Here is an 18,492-nt window from a genome sequence, read left to right as displayed (position 1 = left end):
CAGGCGCTCAGGCAAGCGTGTCCCGCTGCGCCTGGAGCGCATCCTGGGCCTGCAGCAGGCGGTTGAACTCGGCCTGGCGGCGGGTGCGGTCCATCACTTGCCCCTTGAGCTGGCCGCAGGCCGCATCGATGTCGTCGCCGCGGGTACGCCGCACCATGGTCAGCACCTGCGCGTCGAGCAGGATCTTCTGGAAGGCGCGGATCTGCTCCTCGTCCGAGCGCTCGTAGCGCGTGCCCGGGAACGGATTGAACGGAATCAGGTTGACCTTGCCCGAGTCCTTGGCCTGCACCGCGTTGTCGAACTGGCGCATCAGCCGCGCCAGCTGGCGGGCGTGCTCGGGCTGGTCGTTGATGCCCTTCATCAAGGTGTATTCGAACGTCACCGAATCGCGTTTCTTGTTGCCGCGCAGGTAGCGCGCGCAGGACGCCATCAACTCGGCGATCGGGTATTTCCTGTTGAGTGGCACCAGCGTCTCGCGCAGCTCGTCGTTGGGCGCATGCAGCGACACCGCCAGCGACACGTCGCTCTCGACCGAAAGCCGGTCGATCTGCGGCACCAGGCCCGAAGTGGACAGGGTCACGCGCTTGTTGGCCAGGCCGTAGCCCAGGTCGTCGCGCATGATGCTCATCGCGCGCACGACGTTGTCGAAATTCATCAGCGGCTCGCCCATGCCCATCATCACCACGTTGGTGAGGCGGCGCATCTGGTGCGGCACGTTGCCCAGGTGGCGCGCCGCGACCCACACCTGGCCGATGATCTCGGCGGTGGTCAGGTTGCGGTTGAAGCCCTGGGTGGCGGTCGAACAGAAGGTACAGTTCAGGCCGCAGCCGACCTGCGAGGACACGCACAGCGTGCCGCGGGTCTTGTCGGGAATGTAGACGGTCTCGATGGCGTTCCTGCCATCCACGCCCATCGCCAGCAACCACTTGTGGGTGCCGTCGGCGGAGGGCTTGTCGAACACGATGTTCGGGACGACGACCTCGGCATGCTGCTGCAGCTTGGCGCGCAGCGACTTGCCGAGGTCGGTCATCTGGTCGAAATCGGTGACGTAGCGATGGTGGATCCACTTCATCACCTGGTGGGCGCGGAACTTCTGCTCGCCAAGGGTCTCGACGAAGAACGTTTCCAGGCCCGCGCGATCGAGGTCGAGCAGGTTCTGCTTGCCAGCCGTGGGCGCCGGTTTGGGCAACGGCTGGATGGCGGGGGACTGTACGACCTCGTTCACGGCTTCAACCTTCTACGTACTGCTCAGCGCGAGACCACTTCGGTGGCGGCGAAGAAGTAAGCGATTTCGATCGCGGCGTTCTCGACCGAGTCCGAGCCGTGGGCGGCGTTGGCATCGATGGACTCGGCGAAGTCGGCGCGGATGGTGCCCGGCGCGGCTTCCTTGGGGTTGGTGGCGCCCAGCAGGTCGCGGTGGGCCAGCACGGCGTTCTCGCCTTCCAGGGCCTGGATCATCACCGGGCCGGAGATCATGAACTCCACCAGCGCGTTGAAGAACGGACGCTCGCGGTGCACGGCGTAGAAACCTTCGGCTTCGCGGCGCGAGAGCTGCTTGTACTTGGCGGCCACGACCTTCAGGCCGGCCTTCTCGAAGCGGGCGTAGATCTCGCCGATCACGTTCTTGGCGACGGCATCGGGCTTGATGATGGAAAGAGTGCGCTCCAGCGCCATGGAAATTCTCCGGGTTTTGGGCCGGTCGGCCCGAGGGTACATGAAAAAACCCGCGTGCGGACGCGGGCTTAGCCTGAATTGCGGTGGCCAATTCTAACGGTTGGCCGGCGCCTTTGCACAGCGGCAGATGAACGATGTTGCACAGCAGCATGACCCGACCCGTCCGCCGGGCGTAGCATCCAAACAATCGTTTGATTGACTTCATCGCCATGGGCAAACCCGCCAGCTTCTCCACCAAGGACCGCATCCTCGGCGCCGCCGAGGAACTGTTCGCGCAGTACGGCTTCGCCGGCACTTCGCTGCGGCAGGTGACCAGCCACGCCGACGTCAACATCGCCGCGGTCAACTACCACTTCGGTTCCAAGGAAAACCTGGTCAACGAGGTGTTCCGCCGGCGCATGGACGAGATGACCGCCGCCCGCCTGAACCAGCTGGAACAGGCCCGCATCGCCCACCCGGGCGAGCTGCGCGCGGTGCTGGCCGCCTTCGTCGAGCCGGCGCTGGCCATGGCCCAGGACCGGCAGAGCGGCGGCGCCTTCGTGCGGGTGATCGCCCGCGCCTATGCCGAGAAGAACGACAACCTGCGCAAGTTCCTGTCCGACCACTACGGCCACGTGCTGCGCGAGTTCGGCAAGGCCATCGGCACCTGCGTGCCGGGCCTGAGCAAGGAAGAGCTGTACTGGCGGCTGGACTTCCTCGCCGGCGCGCTGACCTACGCGATGGCCGACTTCGGCCTGATCAAGCGCCCGCACGGCATCAGCGAAGCCGCCCACCGCAGCAAGGCCGCCTACGAGCTGATCCATTTCGCCGAAGCCGGGTTCCGCGCCAGCGCACATGGCGCGACCCCGCCCTCCTCCCCCTGATTCCACCCGGTACCAACAAAGGCCCACCACCATGTCCAATTCCCTGCTGATCCGCCGCGCCGCCGTGCTGGGTGCCGGCGTCATGGGCGCACAGATCGCCGCCCACCTCACCAATGCCGGCATCGATACCGTGCTGTTCGACCTGCCCGCCAAGGAAGGTCCGGCCGACGGCATCGTGCTCAAGGCGATCGCCAACCTGGGCAAGCTGAGCCCGGCGCCGCTGGCCAGCAAGTCGCTGGCCGAGGCCATCACCCCGGCCAACTACGAGTCGGGCCTGGAGCAGCTGAAGGACTGCGACCTGATCATCGAGGCCATCGCCGAGCGCATGGACTGGAAGCAGGATCTCTACAAGAAGATCGCCCCGTTCGTGGCCGACCACGCCGTGCTGGCCTCCAACACCTCGGGCCTGGGCATCAACAAGCTGGCCGACGTGCTGCCCGAGCAGCTGCGCCACCGCTTCTGCGGCGTGCACTTCTTCAACCCGCCGCGCTACATGCATCTGGCCGAGTTGATCCCGGCCACCACCACCGACAAGGCGGTGCTGGAGGGGCTGGAAACCTTCCTGACCACCACCCTCGGCAAGGGCGTGGTGTACGCCAAGGACACCCCGAACTTCATCGGCAACCGCATCGGCGTGTTCTCGATCCTGTCGACCATCCACCACACCCAGCAGTTCGGCCTGGGCTTCGATGAAGTCGATGGCCTGACCGGCCCGCTGGTCGGTCGCCCGAAGTCGGCCACCTACCGCACTTCCGACGTGGTCGGCCTGGACACCATGGCCCACGTCATCAAAACCATGGGCGACACCCTGCCCAACGACCCGTGGCATGACTACTTCAAGTCGCCGAAGTGGCTGGACGCGCTGATCGCCAAGGGCGCGCTGGGCCAGAAGACCGGCGCCGGCATCTTCCGCAAGGTCGGCAAGGACATCGTCGTGCTGGACCTGGAGAAGCAGGACTACCGTCCGGCTGACCGCACTGCGGCACCGGAAGTGGTCGAGATCCTGAAGATCAAGAACCCGGCCGAGAAGTTCGCCAAGCTGCGCGAGAGCCAGCACCCGCAGGCGCAGTTCCTGTGGGCAACCTTCCGCGACCTGTTCCACTACAGCGCCTACCACCTGGCCGACATCGCCGAGACCGCACGCGACGTCGACCTGGCCATTCGCTGGGGCTACGGCTGGTCGCTGGGCCCGTTCGAAACCTGGCAGGCTGCTGGCTGGAAGCAGGTCGCACAGTGGATCGCCGACGACATCGTCGCCGGCAAGAGCATGAGCAGCGCCCCGCTGCCGGACTGGGTGTTCGACGGCCGCGATGGCGTGCATGCCGCCGAAGGCAGCTACAGCCCGTCGCGCAACGCCAAGCTGCCGCGCTCGTCGCTGCCGGTGTACCAGCGCCAGCGTTTCCCGGACCCGCTGCTGGGCGAGCAGTTCCCGCAGGGCGAGACCGTGTTTGAGAACGACGGCCTGCGCATGTGGCACGACGGCGACGGCATCGCCGTGGTCAGCTTCAAGACCAAGATGAATACCGTGTCCGACCAGGTGCTCGATGGCCTGCAGGAATGCGTGAGCCGCGCCGAGAAGGACTTCCAGGGCTTGGTGATCTGGCAGCACAAGGAACCCTTCTCCGCCGGTGCCGATCTGGCCGGCGCGCTCGGCCTGCTGCAGGCCGGCAAGGTCGACCAGTTCGAAGATATGGTCGCCAACTTCCAGCGCACCAGCCAGCGCATCAAGTACTCGCTGGTGCCGGTGGTTGCGGCCGTACGCGGCCTGGCCCTGGGCGGCGGCTGCGAGTTCCAGATGCACAGCGCCAAGACCGTGGCCTTCCTGGAAAGCTACATCGGCCTGGTCGAGGCCGGCGTCGGCCTGCTGCCGGCCGGTGGCGGCCTGAAGGAACTGGCCGTACGCGCCTCGCAGGCCGCCGGTCCGGGCGGTGACGTGTTCGCCGAACTGAAGAAGACCTTCGAGACCGTGGCGATGGCCAAGGTGTCCAACTCGGCGGTCAACGCCAAGGAACTGGGCCTGCTGCGCAGCACCGACAAGGTGGTGTTCAACAGCTACGAGGCGCTGTACATCGCCAAGGCCGAAGCGCGTGCGCTGGCCGAAGCCGGTTACCGCCCGCCGCTGCCGGCACGCCGCATCCAGGTGGCCGGCGACGTCGGCATCGCGACCTTCAAGATGATGCTGGTCAACATGCTGGAAGGCCGCTTCATCAGCCCGTACGACTACGAGATCGCCGAGCGCATCGCCACCGTGCTGTGCGGCGGCAAGGTCGACCGCGGCACCGTGGTCGACGAAGAGTGGCTACTGACCCTGGAGCGCAAGCACTTCGTCGAACTGGCCCAGCAGGAAAAGACCCAGGCCCGCATCGCGCACATGCTCAAGACCGGCAAGCCGCTGCGGAACTGAGTGGGCGCCGGCGCGGCGGCCGACCGGTACGCCGCGCTCCCCTGCTCCCGCCTACTCCCCTTTTCAAGAGATCACCGCAATGACCAAGCAAATCCAGGACGCCTACATCGTCGCCGCCACCCGTACCCCGGTCGGCAAGGCGCCCAAGGGCATGTTCCGCAACACCCGCCCCGACGACATGCTTGCGCACGTGCTGCGCAGCGTCGTCGCCCAGGCCCCGGGCGTGGACGTCAACCGCATCGATGACGCGATCATCGGCTGCGCCATGCCCGAAGCCGAGCAGGGCATGAACGTGGCGCGCATCGGCGTGCTGCTGGCCGGTCTGCCCAACACCATCGCCGCGCAGACCGTGAACCGCTTCTGCTCCTCCGGCCTGCAGGCCGTGGCGCAGGCCGCCGACGCGATCCGCCTGGGCAACGCCGACCTGATGCTGGCCGGTGGCACCGAGTCGATGTCGATGGTGCCGATGATGGGCAACAAGATCGCGATGGCGCCGAGCGTGTTCGACAACGACCACGTCGCCATCGCCTACGGCATGGGCATCACCGCCGAGAAGGTGGCCGAGGAATGGAAGGTGTCGCGCGAGGAGCAGGACGCCTTCGCCCTGGCCTCGCACCAGAAGGCCATCGCCGCGATCCAGGCGGGCGAATTCAAGGACGAGATCAGCCCGTACGAGATCGTCTCGCACCAGCCCGACCTGGCCGATGGCCAGCGCATTATCACCCGCAACAAGATCGCCGACACCGACGAAGGCCCGCGCCCGGATTCCTCGCTCGAAGGCCTGGCCAAGCTGCGCCCGGTGTTCCGCAACGGCCAGTTCGGCGGCACCGTCACCGCCGGCAACTCCTCGCAGATGAGCGATGGCGCCGGCGCCGTGCTGCTGGCCTCCGAGCAGGCGGTCAAGGATTACGGCCTGACCCCGCTGGCGCGTTTCGTCAGCTTCTCGGTGGCCGGTGTGCGCCCGGAAGTGATGGGCATCGGCCCGATCGCCGCGATCCCGAAGGCGCTGAAGCAGGCCGGCCTGAGCCAGGACCAGCTGGACTGGATCGAGCTCAACGAAGCCTTCGCCGCGCAGTCGCTGGCGGTGATCCGCGATTGCGGCCTGGACCCGGGCAAGGTCAACCCGCTGGGCGGCGCGATCGCTCTGGGCCACCCGCTGGGCGCGACCGGCGCGATCCGTACCGCGACCCTGCTGCACGGCCTGCGCCGTCGCCAGCAGAAGTACGGCATGGTGACGATGTGCATCGGCACCGGCATGGGCGCGGCGGGCATTTTCGAGGCGCTGTAAGGTTCAAGGCGTTGCCGGCGGACCTGTCGGTTTGCTGAAGGGCCCGGGTGGCTGAGGGGTGAGCAAAGGCAAGAGTAAAAGCCGGGGTCACAGCCCTTTGCCGCGCAAAGGGATCTGACCCGACAAGCAAAAAAGGCAGCCATAGGCTGCCTTTTTTGCTTTTGCTCTTGCCTTTGATTCCGCCCTTCCCGTCCGCGCCCCCAGGAAACCTGACAGGCGGGACGGGTGGGCCTTTGCAGGACCGTTCGCCGCATGGATGCGGCGAACGAGCCCCCATGGAGGGGTTTACGGCGTGTCCTGCAAAGGCCTACCCGTCTCGCCCACCACGTATCAATCAAGACGCCGCAAACGGAACGCTTGAAAACCCGTTATTCCGCCAGCATCGCTGCCAGCTTCTCCCGCGCCGGACCCGCCAGCTTCGGATTATCCAGCGCAAACCGGATCGTCGCTTCCACCAGCCCCAGGTGCGTACCGCAGTCGAACCGGGTGCCCTCGAAACGATAGGCATCCACTTCTTCGGTCTTCAGCAGCTGCGCGATCGCATCGGTCAGCTGGATTTCGCCACCGGCACCGCTGCCGGTCTGCTCCAGCAATTTGAAGATCTTGGGGCTCAGCACGTAACGGCCGACCACCGCCAGATCGCTCGGTGCGTCCTCCGGCTTCGGCTTTTCCACGATCTGCGAAATACGGCCCTTGCGACCGTCGAACGCGTCGGTGGCGACGATGCCGTAGCTGGCGGTCTTGTCATGCGGCACGTCTTCGACCGCGATCACGCTGGCGCCGCTGGCCTCGTTGAGGTCGGCCATCTGCTTCAGCGCACCGGCACCGCGGTTCCAGATCAGGTCGTCGGGCAGCAGCACCGCGAACGGCTCTTCACCGATCACGGCCTTGGCACACAGCACTGCATGGCCCAGGCCCAGCGCCTCGGCCTGGGTCACGAAGATCGCGCGCACGCCATTGGGCAGCACGTGGCGGATCAGCTCCAGCTGTTCCTGCTTGCCGGCGCGCTCGAGCTTCTGCTCCAGTTCGTAGGCCTTGTCGAAATAATCGGCCACCGCGTGCTTGTAGCGGTTGGTGATGAACACCAGGGTATCGCAGCCGGCCTCGATGGCCTCATCGACGGCGTACTGGATCAACGGCCGGTCGATGATCGGCAGCATCTCCTTGGGCACGGTCTTGGTAGCTGGCAGGAAGCGGGTACCAAGACCTGCGACAGGAAAAACCGCCTTGCGAATGCGTTGGGACATCAGTTCCTACCAGCCTCTTTGGAGGGAAACGGGACAATATTGGTCTTCGCACGCGACTCCGCCGTTTCCTGGACCGGCGAGTACTCGGGGATGACCGTCGAAAGGATCGCCTGCATGGTATCGGCATCGTAGTTGGCCACCGCTTCGCGCAGCCGCGGCAGGCTGCCGAGCACGCGCTCGGTGGAGAACTCGCGCACCCCGGCCTCCAGCACCTTGGGGTGGGCGGTGGGCTTGCTGTTCTCGTCGGCGTAGAAGAGCCGTTCGTGCAGTTTTTCGCCCGAGCGCAGCCCGGTATAGACGATGGCGATGTCGGCGCCCGGCTGCTTGCCGGCAAGGCGGATCATCTGCTCGGCCAGCACCCGGATCAGCACTGGCTCGCCCATGTCCAGCATGTAGATCGCGCCGCGCGAGGAAGAGGCTGCCGCCTGCAGGATGAGCAGGCAGGCCTCCGGAATCGTCATGAAGTACCGGCTTACCTCCGGATCGGTCACCGTCACCGGTCCGCCCTTGCGTATCTGCTCGCGGAACAGGGGAACGACGCTGCCCACCGAACCCAGCACGTTGCCGAAACGGACGGTGACGTAGCGTGTCCCGCCCTTCTTCTGGTTCAGGCTCTGGCAGATCATCTCCGCATAGCGCTTGGTGGCGCCCAGGGCATTGGCCGGGTCGACCGCCTTGTCGGTGGAGATGAACACGAAGTTGTCCACGCCGTGTTCCTGGCAGGCCCGCGCCACGCACTCGGTCGCCAGCGTGTTGTTGCGGATGGCCTCGCGCATCTGCCCTTCCAGCAACGGCACCTGCTTGTAGGCGGCGGCGTGAAAAACGGTATCCGGGCGGTACAGGGTGAGCGCGCGGCGCGCGACCGCTGCATCGCCACAGTCGCCCAGGACGCACTCGATCTCCAGGTGCGGGAAGTTGCGGCACAGTTCGCTCTGGATGTTCAGCATGAGGATCTCGCTGATTTCCAGCAGCACGATCCGGCTCACGCCGTGGCGCGCGCACTGGCGGCAGAGTTCGGAGCCGATGGAGCCGCCTGCGCCGGTCACCATGACCGTGCGCCCACGCAGCCAGCCGCGGATCAGTTCCCAGTCCGGCTGTATCGGCTTGCGCCCGAGCAGGTCCTCGATGGCCACTTCCTTCAACTGGCCCGGGAGCGTATTGCCCTCCAGGACGTCGCTCAACCGGGGCACCGTCCTGAACGGCAGGCCGGTGCTCTCGCAGAGCGCGACGATGCGCTGCATGCCGGCCGCATCCAGCGTGGGGATGGCGATCACCAGCAGTTTCGCCGCCGTTTCCCGGGCGACGGACGCCACATCCGCGATGTTCCCCAGGATCGGGATGCCCTGCAGTTTCGCGCCTTTCAGGTGCGGGGAATCGTCGAGCAGCCCTACAGGCTCGTAGTCGCCCGAACGGCGCAGGTCCTTGACCAGCGCTTCGGCCGCATGCCCCGCGCCCAGCACCAGCACCCGGCGCGCGCGCGCGTCCGAATGGATGGACTGGTAGTCCTTCCATGCGCGGTACAGCAGCCGGGGCCCGCCGAGCAATGCCGCCAGCGCGAACGGGTAGATCGCGAGCACGGACATGGGAATGCCGTCCAGGCGCTTGTAACTGAGCACCAGGACGATCGCGCCCAGGCCGATGAAACTGGCCTTGAAGATATTGACCAGGTCGGTGACGCTGGCAAAGCGCCAGAGCCCGCGGTACAGGCCCACGTAGCGGAACGCCAGCGCCTGCAGGAGCATCACCACGGCTACGTCGAAGCCCAGCAGCGGGAGAGTGGGCGCGGTGTCCAGCATCGCATAGCGGGCCACGTGCAGCAGTTGCCAGCATGCCCAGACCATGAACAAGTCGTGCAGCATCACCGCGATACGCGGGAAATTTCCAGCCAACTGTTGCCGCCACACCGCCATCAGGCATTTTCCTTATCGAAGACCTTGTTCCGCAGAACCCACCACAGACACATCGCGCACACCGCCCAGGCCACGGCCGCCACGTGGCCCCAGGGCACCGGAAGCCGGGAGGAAACAAGCATCAGCATGATCCCGGCAACGCTGAACAATGCGTAGCAGGACGTGACCATGGCGTGACTGCGGCCGGACTTCACCCAGCGCTGGTACAGGTGCTGGGTATGGGCTTCCATCCAGCGCTCCCCCCTGAGCACCCGCCCTGCCAGGGTGAGGCCCGCATCGACGAGGAAAGCGGCCAGCGGTATCAGCAGCACGCTCCACGGCGCGCTTCCGGTCCCTGCCCCCAGCGCCACCAGCCCAGCCAGCAGATAGCCGAGGGCGCCGCTGCCGACGTCGCCCATGAAGATCCGGGCCCGGGGGAAATTGAAAGGCAGGAATCCCAGCACGCCCGCGGCCAGGATGAGCGCCAGTCCGGCGACAGGCGCGGGCAGCAGCAAGGCGTAGGCGACCGAAGCCAGCAGCGCCTGCGTCGCCGCCAGGCCGTCGATGCCGTCCATGAAATTCCAGATGTTGATCAACGAGACGGCCAGCACGACGCTGAAACCGGTCCGGAACGCATCGCCCGTCCAGTGCCAGACGAGCGCGCCGAGCAGCACGCCGGCCACGACATGCACCCCCAGCCGTGGAAGCGCCGGCAGGGGACGATGGTCGTCCCACCAGCCGATTCCCGCGACCATCGCCAAGCCTGCGGAAAAAACGGCCAAGGTGCCGGCGATCGCCGGAAAAAAAACACCCACGCCCATGTACGCCAGCAACTGGGACGCGACGATCGCGATGCCGCCGCCGCGCGGCGTGGCGATCGCATGGCTCCTGCGCTCGCCCGGCTGGTCCAGCAGTTGCCGGCGCAGCGCGTAGGACCGTGCGGCAGCCGTCAACGCCGCCGCGACGAGCGCGACCGCCAGCAGCCAGACAGCCCTTTCTGCCGGCTGCATGGATCAGAGCACCGCGTAGTTCAGCAGGGGCTTGACCGTCCCCCACTCCTTGCAACTCGGACACTGCCAATGGTGGGTGCGCGCACCGAAGCCGCAGCGGGTGCAGCGGTAGGCCGGGTTGCGCACCAGCAGCTGGTCGGTGATGTGCTTGAGATCCTGCAGCGTCGCCACCGGATCGGCGCCTTCGGCCAGGGTCAGGTCGATCAGCGCCGATTCGCCGCGCACCGAAGGACGGTCCTTCAGCTGGCGTCCCAGATAGGCGCGCGCGGGTCCCGCCCCCTCCTGCTCTTCCATCAGGCGCGACAGGGCCAGCACCGGCGCGATGCCGCGGTAGTGCTCGGTCATCTCCGCCAGGAACGCGCGCGCGCCCGCCAGGTCGCCCACGTTGCGGTAGTTCTTGAGCAACTGCGGCAGGATCTCGGGCAGGTAGTCCGGATCGTTGCGCGCCGCCCGCTCGAACGCGCGCACCGCGGCCTCGTCGTTGCCGAAGTCGCTTTCCAGGCGCCCTTCGATGATGCCGGCGCGCACGCTCATCGCATCGGCCGCGTTGGCGCGGCCGATGGCCGCACGCGCATCGTCCAGGCGCCCGGCGGCGCGGTAGCGCTCGGCCAGTTCGCACTCGAACTGGCCGATCAGCTTGCCCATAGGTTCGTCGGTCACCTGCTCGTAGCGGGTGGCGTTCTCGATCGCCTTTTCCCAGTCGCGCTCGGCCTGGTAGATGCCGATCAGGTGCTTGAGCGCCTGCGGCGCGCGCTGGTCCAGGCGCGCCAGGTCGGTGAACACGGTCTCGGCGCGGTCCAGCAGGCCGGATTTCATGTAGTCCTCGCCCAGGGCGAGCAACGCCTGCACGCGCTGCGGGTCGGACAGGTCATGGCGGTTGGCCAGCCCCTGGTGCAGGCGGATGGCGCGGTCCACCTCACCCCGGCGCCGGAACAGGTGCCCGAGCGCGAGCTGCGTCTCGAAGGTTTCCTTGTCCAGCTCGGCGATGTGCAGGAACAGCTCGATGGCCTTGTCCGGCTGCTCGTTGAGCAGGTAGTTCAGGCCGCGGAAATAGGTGCTCGACAGGCGGCTGACCTGGTTTTCGCTGTGGCGCTGCCCGCCGCGCCGGCCGACGATCCAGCCGCACAGCGCGGCGATCGGCAGGAACAGGAAGAACCAGAACCATTCACTGATAAAGGCCATCTTCGATCAGCGTCCATCGAAAGGGGAAGGCGTCTGCGGTGCGGGCACGGCGCCGGGAACGGCCGCCTTGTTGGCGCGCCGCAGCTTCGCATACAGGGGAACGACCATGCCCGCCACGACGAGGCCACCGCCGACCAGCGCACCCAGCAGCAGCGAAACGATGATCGCGATGCCCGAGGTGGTCTTCAGCGCCCAGAACGCCAGGCTGACATCGACAGGTTGCGAGTTGAGCGAACCTATCACCAGGCCGCCGACCAGCACGGCCAGCAGAATCAACAGACGGACAGCCTTCATGCGGCAGCCTGCTCCATGTCCATAGAGTCACTAGCTTAACGGCCGGGGCGCCGATCCGCAGCAGCCCGATTGCAGAAACTCAGGCCGGGTCACTTTCCAGCGGCACGACGCCGCTCACGCGCTCGCGCAGTTCCTTGCCCGGCTTGAAATGGGGGACGTGCTTACCCGGAAGGGCGACCGATTCGCCGGTCTTCGGGTTGCGTCCCATGCGCGGCGGCCGGTAATGCAGCGAGAAGCTGCCGAAGCCACGGATCTCGATGCGGTCGCCGGAAGCCAGCGCGCCGCCCATCATCTCCAGCAACGACTTCACGGCCAGATCGACATCATCGGCCTTCAAGTGCGCCTGGTGGCGCGCAAGGATTTCGATCAGCTCGGATTTGGTCATTGCGGACTCGTCACGAAGGTAAAACCCCCGAAGCGGCCCGGACTTGCGTCCGGGCCGCCCAGGTTGCATCTACGACAAGCGCGAAGGCCGATTACTCGGACTTGTTGCCGCCCAGCTGCGCGCGCAGCAGCGCGCCCAGGCTGGTGGTGCCGGCAGCGGCTTCGGTCGAGGACTTGTTGTACTCGGCCAGCGCTTCGGCGGTTTCGGCTTCGTCCTTGGCCTTGATCGACAGCTGCATGGTACGGCCCTTGCGGTCCATGCCCACGAACTTGGCTTCGACCTTGTCGCCCACCTTCAGGTGCTGCGAGGCATCGTCCACGCGGTCGTGGCTGATGTCGCGGGCCGAAACGTAGCCTTCGATGCCGTCGGCCAGTTCGATCACGGCGCCCTTGGCGTCGACTTCCTTCACCACGCCTTCGACCTTGGAGCCCTTCGGATTGGCGGCCATGTACTGGCCGAACGGATCCTGCTCCAGTTGCTTCACGCCCAGGGAGATGCGCTCGCGCTCCGGATCGACGGCCAGGACGACGGCGTCCAGGGTGTCGCCCTTCTTGAAGTTGCGAACGACGTCTTCGCCGGTGGTGTTCCAGCTGATGTCGGACAGGTGGACCAGGCCGTCGATGCCGCCGTCCAGGCCGATGAAGATGCCGAAGTCGGTGATCGACTTGATCTGGCCGGACACCTTGTCGCCCTTCTTGTGGGTGGCGGCGAAGGTTTCCCACGGATTGGCGGCAACCTGCTTCATGCCCAGCGAGATGCGGCGACGCTCTTCGTCGACGTCCAGCACCATCACTTCGACTTCGTCACCGACCTGCACGACCTTGGACGGGTTGACGTTCTTGTTGGTCCAGTCCATCTCGGACACGTGCACCAGGCCTTCCACGCCCGGCTCGATCTCGACGAACGCGCCGTAATCGGTGACGTTGGAGACCTTGCCGAACACGCGGCTGTTGGCCGGGTAACGGCGGGCGATGTTGTCCCACGGATCCTCGCCCAGCTGCTTCAGGCCCAGCGAAACGCGGTTGCGCTCGCGGTCGAACTTCAGCACGCGCACGTCCAGCTCGTCGCCGACGTTCACGACTTCGGACGGATGGCGCACGCGCTTCCATGCCATGTCGGTGATGTGCAGCAGGCCGTCGATGCCGCCCAGGTCCACGAACGCGCCGTAGTCGGTCAGGTTCTTGACGACACCCTTCAGGATCGCGCCTTCCTGCAGCTTGTCCATCAGCTGCTCGCGCTCTTCCGAGTGCTCGCTTTCGACGACAGCGCGGCGCGAAACCACGACGTTGTTGCGCTTGCGGTCCAGCTTGATGAGCTTGAACTCGAGTTCCTTGCCTTCCAGGTAGGCCGGATCGCGCACCGGGCGCACATCGACCAGCGAACCCGGCAGGAAGGCGCGGACATCCTTGATGTCGACGGTGAAACCACCCTTGACCTTGCCGCTGATGCGGCCGGTGATGGTTTCGTTCTTTTCCAACGCTTCTTCCAGCTCGTCCCACACCATCGCGCGCTTGGCCTTCTCGCGCGACAGGACGGTTTCGCCGAAGCCGTTCTCGATCGAGTCGAGGGCAACCTTCACCTGGTCGCCCACGCCCACGTCGATTTCGCCAGCGTCGTTACGGAACTGTTCGATCGGCACGATGCCTTCGGACTTCAGGCCGGCGTTGATCACCACCACGTCGCCGCGGACGTCGACGACGGTGCCGACGACGATGGCGCCCGGCTTCAGCTTGGCCAGATTGGCCTGGCTGGCTTCAAACAGTTCTGCAAATGATTCGGTCATTGGATTTACTCAGTTGAACACATGGGCAGGTCGTTCCCTTCGGGGAATGCGTACCGCCCGCCTGTTGGTCGACCCCGTGCCGGCAGCCGTGTGTGGAGTGGAAAAACCGCCGTGCACCCTGCACGACGGAGCCTTGTACTGCCTGGATTGTGCGACTGCGGCCGTCGCCGGCCGCTCTCGCGGAACCGCCAGGTCACGCTTCCGGCGAGGGAAGCAGGCCCAGCACCTTGGCAACGACCTCGTCGATGCCGATACCGCTGGTGTCGATGAGGACGGCGTCATCGGCCGGCCTCAGGGGCGCCACTGCGCGCTGTGCATCACGGGCGTCGCGGGCCATGATCTCGCGCAGGAGGTCGCCAAAGTTAACCGAAACCCCTTTTTCTTTCAACTGTTTATGCCGCCGCTGCGCGCGTTCCTCGGCGCTGGCGGTCAGGAATACCTTGAACGGAGCGTCCGGGAAGATCACCGTGCCCATGTCGCGGCCGTCGGCCACCAGCCCCGGCGCAAGCCTGAATGCGCGCTGGCGCTCCTTCAGCGCCGCCCGCACCTCGGGGATGGCCGCGATGGCCGACGCCAGCGCCCCGGTGGTCTCCAGGCGCAGCTCGTCGGTGGCGTCGGTATCGTTGACCAGCACCCGCAGGCTCTCGCCGCGCTCGACGAAGCGGATGCGGGTATCGAAGGTGCAGCGCACTAGCGCCGAAGCGTCGGAGGTATCGATATCCGCCCAACTGGCGGCCACGCCCACCGCCCGGTACAGCGCCCCCGAATCCAGGTAGTGCCAGCCCAGCCGGTGCGCGACGATGCGGCTGACGGTACCCTTGCCGGCCCCGGACGGGCCGTCGATGGTGAGGACGGGCGGAAGTTGGCTCATCTGGGGCCTGCTGCGGGATCAAGAATCCGGCCATTCTAGCGCCCCGCCCACCCGGCCCGCCGCCCATCGGACGCAACCACTTGAACCCACGTGGAATTACCCGGTAGAATGGCGGGCTTGAACGAGCGTCAACCTGCATATCCGCGGCTACGCTCCCTGTAGAACTCCAACGTATCCGCCGAGGTATGCCATGAAAGTCCTGTCCTCCCTGAAGTCGGCGAAGGCCCGTCACCGTGACTGCAAGGTCGTTCGCCGTCGCGGCAAGATCTTCGTGATCTGCAAGTCGAACCCGCGCTTCAAGGCTCGCCAGCGCTGAGCCGGCCGGCGCAAGCCGCCAGCGGAATCCGCAAGGATTCCAGCCTTCGCAGAAAGCCGCCTCCGGGCGGCTTTTTGCATCCCTGCCCTCCGGCGCCGTGCATCCATCTTCCACCCGCCAGGGATTACCCTGCACGCACACCCGCCGGCCGCACGGAAAAGAGCTGCCTGCCGCGGTATCGGCGCCGTGTTTCTGCTGTAATCGCAGCCTGTCCTCCGGGGAGAAGCGACCATGAAGCACACCATCCGGGCCCTGGCCCTTGCCGCCGCGATCGTCGCGGCACCCGCTACGGCAATGGCCGACACCCTGCTGATCGAGCGGGTGCAGGAAAAGCCGGCCGCCGCCCTGCCGGCGCGCGGCGAATCGATGGAGCAGGTGCAGGCGCGCTTCGGCGCCCCGCAGGAACGGCTGGAGCCGCGCGGCGGGCAGAAACGCCAGTGGCCGACGATCAACCGCTGGGTCTACCCGGCCTTCACCGTCTACTTCGAAAGGCAGCGCGTGATCGACGTGGTCGCCAACCAGGCCGGCGCCGACGAGATCGGGCCGAAACCGCCGATCCGCTGATCCACCCGTCGCGGTTGCCCGGGCACCCGCGATGGCAGACATCCGAACCCCGCGCCTCCCTGCACCGGGAGGCGGACGAACGCCCCGGATCCGCTCCGGCACACTACTTGAGTATTCCTGCGCAATGACCGATGCACTTCGTTTTCCCGCCGAATGGGAACCCCAGTCCGGCGTCCTGATCGCCTGGCCGCATGCCGACACCGACTGGGCCGAGCGTCTGGCCGAGGTCGAGGAGACCTATATCGCCCTGGTCGCCGCCATCACCCGCTTCCAGCCGGTGCTGATCTGCGTGGCCGACGACGACATCGAGACCTATGCGGAAATGCGCCTGCGCTCCAACCGCATCGACATGGACCGGGTGCGTTTCATCACCGCGCCGTACGACGACACCTGGCTGCGCGACTCCGGCCCGATCACCCTGCGGCGCGCCGACGGCGGCTTCCAGCTGCTGGACTTCCGCTTCACCGGCTGGGGCGGCAAGTTCGAGGCGAGCCTGGACGACCAGCTGGTCGGCGTGCTGCATGAAGCCGGCGCGTTCAACGACGCGCAGGTGCGCAGCATCCCGTTCGCGCTGGAAGGCGGCGCCATCGACACCGACGGCGAAGGCACCCTGCTGACCACCTGGCAATGCCTGCACGAGCGCCATCCCGAGCGCGACCGTGCATCGCTCGGCGCCGACATGGCGCAGTGGATGCACCAGGAGCGCGTGCTGTGGCTGGACCACGGCTACCTGGAAGGCGACGACACCGATGCGCACGTCGATACCCTCGCCCGCTTCGCCTCGGCCGACAGCATCGTCTACCAGGACTGCGACGATCCGCAGGATTCGCACTACGCCGAACTGCGGGCGATGGGCGCCGAACTGGCCGCGCTGCGCACGCGCGACGGCCGGCCGTACCGCCTGTTCCCGCTGCCGTGGGCGCAACCGGTGATCGACCAGGGCCGCCGCCTGGCCGCGTCCTACGCCAACTTCCTGATCGTCAACGGCGCGGTGCTGATGCCGGCCTATGGCGACCCGGCCGACGATGCCGCGCGCGACGTGCTGGCGCAGGCCTTCCCGGACCGCGAGATCGTGCAGGTGCCGTGCCGCCCGCTGATCTGGCAGAACGGCAGCCTGCACTGCATCACCATGCAGTTGCCCGGCGGGCTTCTCGGCTGATGCCGGCAAGCGGCCGGAGTTCACTTCGCGGACTCTTGGCCCTGGCTTCCCGCCGTCATTCCCCATCCGCACCTCCGGCGCGGATCGCCCCCTGCTAAGGGGCTGTTGTCCCATCCTGTTTACAATGCCCGCATGAAAACCCATTCCCTGACCGTCGCCCTGATCCAGGAGCGCAACCACGGCGATGCCGCCGCCAACCTGGCCGCCATCGAGGCCCGCGTCGCCGAAGCCGCCGCGCAGGGCGCCAGGCTGGTGCTGCTGCAGGAACTGCACAACGGCCCGTACTTCTGCCAGCACGAATCGGTGGACGAATTCGACCTGGCCGAGGCGATCCCGGGTCCGAGCACCGAGCGCCTGGGCGCGCTGGCCAGGCGCCATGGCGTGGTGATCGTCGGTTCGCTGTTCGAGCGCCGCGCCGCCGGCCTGTACCACAACACCGCGGTGGTGTTCGAGAAGGACGGCACCCTGCTCGGCAAGTACCGCAAGATGCACATCCCGGACGATCCGGGCTTCTACGAGAAGTTCTACTTCACCCCGGGCGACATCGGCTTCAAGCCGATCGACACCTCGGTGGGCCGCCTCGGCGTGCTGGTGTGCTGGGACCAGTGGTATCCGGAAGCCGCGCGCCTGATGGCTCTGGCCGGCGCCGAACTGCTGCTCTACCCCACCGCCATCGGCTGGGATCCGGAAGACGCGCAGGACGAGAAGAACCGCCAGCGCGACGCCTGGGTGCTGAGCCATCGTGGCCATGCCGTGGCCAACGGCCTGCCGGTGCTGTCGTGCAACCGCGTCGGCCACGAGCCTTCGCCGCTGGGTGCGTCGGGCATCCAGTTCTGGGGCAACAGCCATGTGCTCGGCCCGCAGGGCGAGTTCGTGGCCGAAGCCGGCGGCGAGCCGACCGTGCTGGTCTGCGAGGTGGACCTGCAGCGCAGCGAACACGTGCGCCGCATCTGGCCGTTCCTGCGCGACCGCCGCATCGACGCCTATGGCGACCTGCTCAAGCGCTACATCGACTGACCGGGAACCTGCGCATGGCCGTGCACATCCGTGATGCCGGCGCGGCCGACATCGCCGCCATCGCCGCGATCTACGCGGTGGAGGTGACCGATTTCGTCAACACCTACGAATACGAGGTGCCGGACGAGGCGGAAATGCTGCGACGGATGCAGGACATCACCGGGCGCGGCTTCCCCTACCTCGTCGCCGAGGTCGATGGGCAGGTGGCCGGCTATGCCTACGCCAACAGCTTCCGCTCCCGCGCCGCCTACCACTGGGTGGTGGAGAATTCGGTCTATGTCGCCGCCTCCGCGCAGGGACGCGGCGTTGGCGCGGCGCTGATGCAGGCGCTCATCGACGCCTGCGTTGCGCGCGGCTTCCGGCAGATGGTCGCGGTGATCGGCGAGCCGACCAATACCGCTTCGATCAGGTTGCACGAGCGCTTCGGCTTCCACCACATCGGCACCCTCCCCGGCATCGCGTGGAAACACGGGCGCTGGCTGGACACGGTGTTCATGCAGCGCGCGCTCGGCGATGGCGCCGGCCCTGCCCCTTCCAATGAATGAA

General features: G+C 66.7%; 18 protein-coding genes. 8 read left to right on the top strand and 10 right to left on the bottom strand.

All coding sequences use genetic code 11. The features are described 5' to 3' along the window. Positions 1-7: 7 nt before the first annotated feature. The gene (gene rlmN, locus CQ393_RS03500; RefSeq protein WP_343199487.1) at positions 8-1,225 is read right to left on the bottom strand and encodes a 23S rRNA (adenine(2503)-C(2))-methyltransferase RlmN; all 1,218 of its coding nucleotides are present in this window, start codon (positions 1,223-1,225) and stop codon (positions 8-10) included. Between the two features lie 23 nt (positions 1,226-1,248). Next, positions 1,249-1,674, bottom strand: a complete 426-nt coding sequence (gene ndk / locus CQ393_RS03495) for a nucleoside-diphosphate kinase (protein WP_005409295.1) — start codon at positions 1,672-1,674, stop codon at positions 1,249-1,251. 209 nt (positions 1,675-1,883) lie between these two features. Here ndk and CQ393_RS03490 point away from each other — a divergent pair, with 209 nt between their 5' ends. The 3 genes from CQ393_RS03490 to CQ393_RS03480 all read left to right on the top strand — a co-directional run bounded on the left by CQ393_RS03490 (position 1,884) and on the right by CQ393_RS03480 (position 6,229). Next, the gene (locus CQ393_RS03490; protein WP_153190234.1) at positions 1,884-2,537 is read left to right on the top strand and encodes a TetR/AcrR family transcriptional regulator; all 654 of its coding nucleotides are present in this window, start codon (positions 1,884-1,886) and stop codon (positions 2,535-2,537) included. A gap of 31 nt (positions 2,538-2,568) precedes the next feature. Then, entirely contained in the window at positions 2,569-4,941 is a 2,373-nt protein-coding gene (locus tag CQ393_RS03485; protein ID WP_153190233.1) for a 3-hydroxyacyl-CoA dehydrogenase/enoyl-CoA hydratase family protein, read from the top strand. A 79-nt stretch (positions 4,942-5,020) separates the two neighbouring features. Next, positions 5,021-6,229: an acetyl-CoA C-acyltransferase gene (locus CQ393_RS03480; RefSeq protein WP_153190232.1), complete on the top strand. Its 1,209-nt coding sequence runs from the start codon at positions 5,021-5,023 to the stop codon at positions 6,227-6,229. 368 nt (positions 6,230-6,597) lie between these two features. Here the strand turns inward: CQ393_RS03480 and galU are convergent, their stop codons facing one another. From galU to cmk, 8 genes are all read right to left on the bottom strand, one after another. Next, on the bottom strand, positions 6,598-7,476 hold the full coding sequence (galU, locus tag CQ393_RS03475; RefSeq protein WP_153190231.1) for a UTP--glucose-1-phosphate uridylyltransferase GalU: 879 nt from the start codon (positions 7,474-7,476) through the stop codon (positions 6,598-6,600). Next, positions 7,476-9,386 carry a nucleoside-diphosphate sugar epimerase/dehydratase gene (locus CQ393_RS03470; RefSeq protein ID WP_153190230.1) on the bottom strand — a complete coding sequence of 637 codons (1,911 nt, stop codon included), beginning with the start codon at positions 9,384-9,386 and terminating at the stop codon, positions 7,476-7,478. The genes galU and CQ393_RS03470 overlap by 1 nt, the downstream gene beginning before the upstream one ends. Continuing rightward, positions 9,386-10,375 (bottom strand): glycosyltransferase family 4 protein, encoded by a 990-nt coding sequence (locus CQ393_RS03465; RefSeq protein WP_153190229.1) that lies wholly within the window; start codon positions 10,373-10,375, stop codon positions 9,386-9,388. Before CQ393_RS03465 ends, CQ393_RS03470 begins: the two co-directional genes overlap by 1 nt. Positions 10,376-10,378: 3 nt before the next feature. Next, on the bottom strand, positions 10,379-11,557 hold the full coding sequence (gene lapB, locus CQ393_RS03460) for a lipopolysaccharide assembly protein LapB (RefSeq protein WP_153190228.1): 1,179 nt from the start codon (positions 11,555-11,557) through the stop codon (positions 10,379-10,381). 6 nt (positions 11,558-11,563) lie between these two features. Next, positions 11,564-11,851, bottom strand: a complete 288-nt coding sequence (locus tag CQ393_RS03455; RefSeq protein WP_153190227.1) for a lipopolysaccharide assembly protein LapA domain-containing protein — start codon at positions 11,849-11,851, stop codon at positions 11,564-11,566. A gap of 79 nt (positions 11,852-11,930) precedes the next feature. Beyond that, positions 11,931-12,236 (bottom strand): integration host factor subunit beta, encoded by a 306-nt coding sequence (locus tag CQ393_RS03450; protein ID WP_153190226.1) that lies wholly within the window; start codon positions 12,234-12,236, stop codon positions 11,931-11,933. A gap of 91 nt (positions 12,237-12,327) precedes the next feature. Beyond that, the gene (rpsA, locus tag CQ393_RS03445; protein WP_153190225.1) at positions 12,328-14,019 is read right to left on the bottom strand and encodes a 30S ribosomal protein S1; all 1,692 of its coding nucleotides are present in this window, start codon (positions 14,017-14,019) and stop codon (positions 12,328-12,330) included. 193 nt (positions 14,020-14,212) lie between these two features. Further along, positions 14,213-14,890 (bottom strand): (d)CMP kinase, encoded by a 678-nt coding sequence (cmk, locus tag CQ393_RS03440; RefSeq protein WP_153190224.1) that lies wholly within the window; start codon positions 14,888-14,890, stop codon positions 14,213-14,215. 190 nt (positions 14,891-15,080) lie between these two features. Between cmk and ykgO the strand changes: the two genes are divergently transcribed. The 5 genes from ykgO to CQ393_RS03415 all read left to right on the top strand — a co-directional run bounded on the left by ykgO (position 15,081) and on the right by CQ393_RS03415 (position 18,491). Continuing rightward, the gene (gene ykgO, locus CQ393_RS03435; protein ID WP_005409283.1) at positions 15,081-15,206 is read left to right on the top strand and encodes a type B 50S ribosomal protein L36; all 126 of its coding nucleotides are present in this window, start codon (positions 15,081-15,083) and stop codon (positions 15,204-15,206) included. Positions 15,207-15,437: 231 nt separating this feature from the next. Beyond that, positions 15,438-15,770 carry a hypothetical protein gene (locus tag CQ393_RS03430; RefSeq protein ID WP_153190223.1) on the top strand — a complete coding sequence of 111 codons (333 nt, stop codon included), beginning with the start codon at positions 15,438-15,440 and terminating at the stop codon, positions 15,768-15,770. A gap of 124 nt (positions 15,771-15,894) precedes the next feature. Continuing rightward, the gene (locus CQ393_RS03425) at positions 15,895-16,929 is read left to right on the top strand and encodes an agmatine deiminase family protein (RefSeq protein ID WP_153190222.1); all 1,035 of its coding nucleotides are present in this window, start codon (positions 15,895-15,897) and stop codon (positions 16,927-16,929) included. Between the two features lie 132 nt (positions 16,930-17,061). Further along, entirely contained in the window at positions 17,062-17,946 is an 885-nt protein-coding gene (locus tag CQ393_RS03420) for a carbon-nitrogen hydrolase (RefSeq protein ID WP_153190221.1), read from the top strand. Between the two features lie 14 nt (positions 17,947-17,960). Next, positions 17,961-18,491, top strand: coding sequence for a GNAT family N-acetyltransferase (locus CQ393_RS03415; RefSeq protein WP_153190220.1), 531 nt, complete (start codon positions 17,961-17,963; stop codon positions 18,489-18,491). Position 18,492: the final 1 nt, after the last annotated feature.

This window comes from Stenotrophomonas sp. MYb238 (genome assembly GCF_009496535.1).
In the GTDB taxonomy this organism is placed as follows: domain Bacteria; phylum Pseudomonadota; class Gammaproteobacteria; order Xanthomonadales; family Xanthomonadaceae; genus Stenotrophomonas.
Note: the sequence above shows the minus strand (reverse complement) of the source record. Positions and strands in the feature narration are given on the sequence as shown.

Bases quoted from the DNA above. Each gene is read 5' to 3' on its own strand.
- ndk (WP_005409295.1), bottom strand. From the start codon at position 1,674: ATGGCGCTGGAGCGCACTCTTTCCATCATCAAGCCCGATGCCGTCGCC.
- CQ393_RS03490 (WP_153190234.1), top strand. From the start codon at position 1,884: ATGGGCAAACCCGCCAGCTTCTCCACCAAGGACCGCATCCTCGGCGCC.
- CQ393_RS03485 (WP_153190233.1), top strand. From the start codon at position 2,569: ATGTCCAATTCCCTGCTGATCCGCCGCGCCGCCGTGCTGGGTGCCGGC.
- CQ393_RS03480 (WP_153190232.1), top strand. From the start codon at position 5,021: ATGACCAAGCAAATCCAGGACGCCTACATCGTCGCCGCCACCCGTACC.
- galU (WP_153190231.1), bottom strand. From the start codon at position 7,476: ATGTCCCAACGCATTCGCAAGGCGGTTTTTCCTGTCGCAGGTCTTGGT.
- CQ393_RS03470 (WP_153190230.1), bottom strand. From the start codon at position 9,386: ATGGCGGTGTGGCGGCAACAGTTGGCTGGAAATTTCCCGCGTATCGCG.
- CQ393_RS03465 (WP_153190229.1), bottom strand. From the start codon at position 10,375: ATGCAGCCGGCAGAAAGGGCTGTCTGGCTGCTGGCGGTCGCGCTCGTC.
- lapB (WP_153190228.1), bottom strand. From the start codon at position 11,557: ATGGCCTTTATCAGTGAATGGTTCTGGTTCTTCCTGTTCCTGCCGATC.
- CQ393_RS03455 (WP_153190227.1), bottom strand. From the start codon at position 11,851: ATGAAGGCTGTCCGTCTGTTGATTCTGCTGGCCGTGCTGGTCGGCGGC.
- CQ393_RS03450 (WP_153190226.1), bottom strand. From the start codon at position 12,236: ATGACCAAATCCGAGCTGATCGAAATCCTTGCGCGCCACCAGGCGCAC.
- rpsA (WP_153190225.1), bottom strand. From the start codon at position 14,019: ATGACCGAATCATTTGCAGAACTGTTTGAAGCCAGCCAGGCCAATCTG.
- cmk (WP_153190224.1), bottom strand. From the start codon at position 14,890: ATGAGCCAACTTCCGCCCGTCCTCACCATCGACGGCCCGTCCGGGGCC.
- ykgO (WP_005409283.1), top strand. From the start codon at position 15,081: ATGAAAGTCCTGTCCTCCCTGAAGTCGGCGAAGGCCCGTCACCGTGAC.
- CQ393_RS03430 (WP_153190223.1), top strand. From the start codon at position 15,438: ATGAAGCACACCATCCGGGCCCTGGCCCTTGCCGCCGCGATCGTCGCG.
- CQ393_RS03425 (WP_153190222.1), top strand. From the start codon at position 15,895: ATGACCGATGCACTTCGTTTTCCCGCCGAATGGGAACCCCAGTCCGGC.
- CQ393_RS03420 (WP_153190221.1), top strand. From the start codon at position 17,062: ATGAAAACCCATTCCCTGACCGTCGCCCTGATCCAGGAGCGCAACCAC.
- CQ393_RS03415 (WP_153190220.1), top strand. From the start codon at position 17,961: ATGGCCGTGCACATCCGTGATGCCGGCGCGGCCGACATCGCCGCCATC.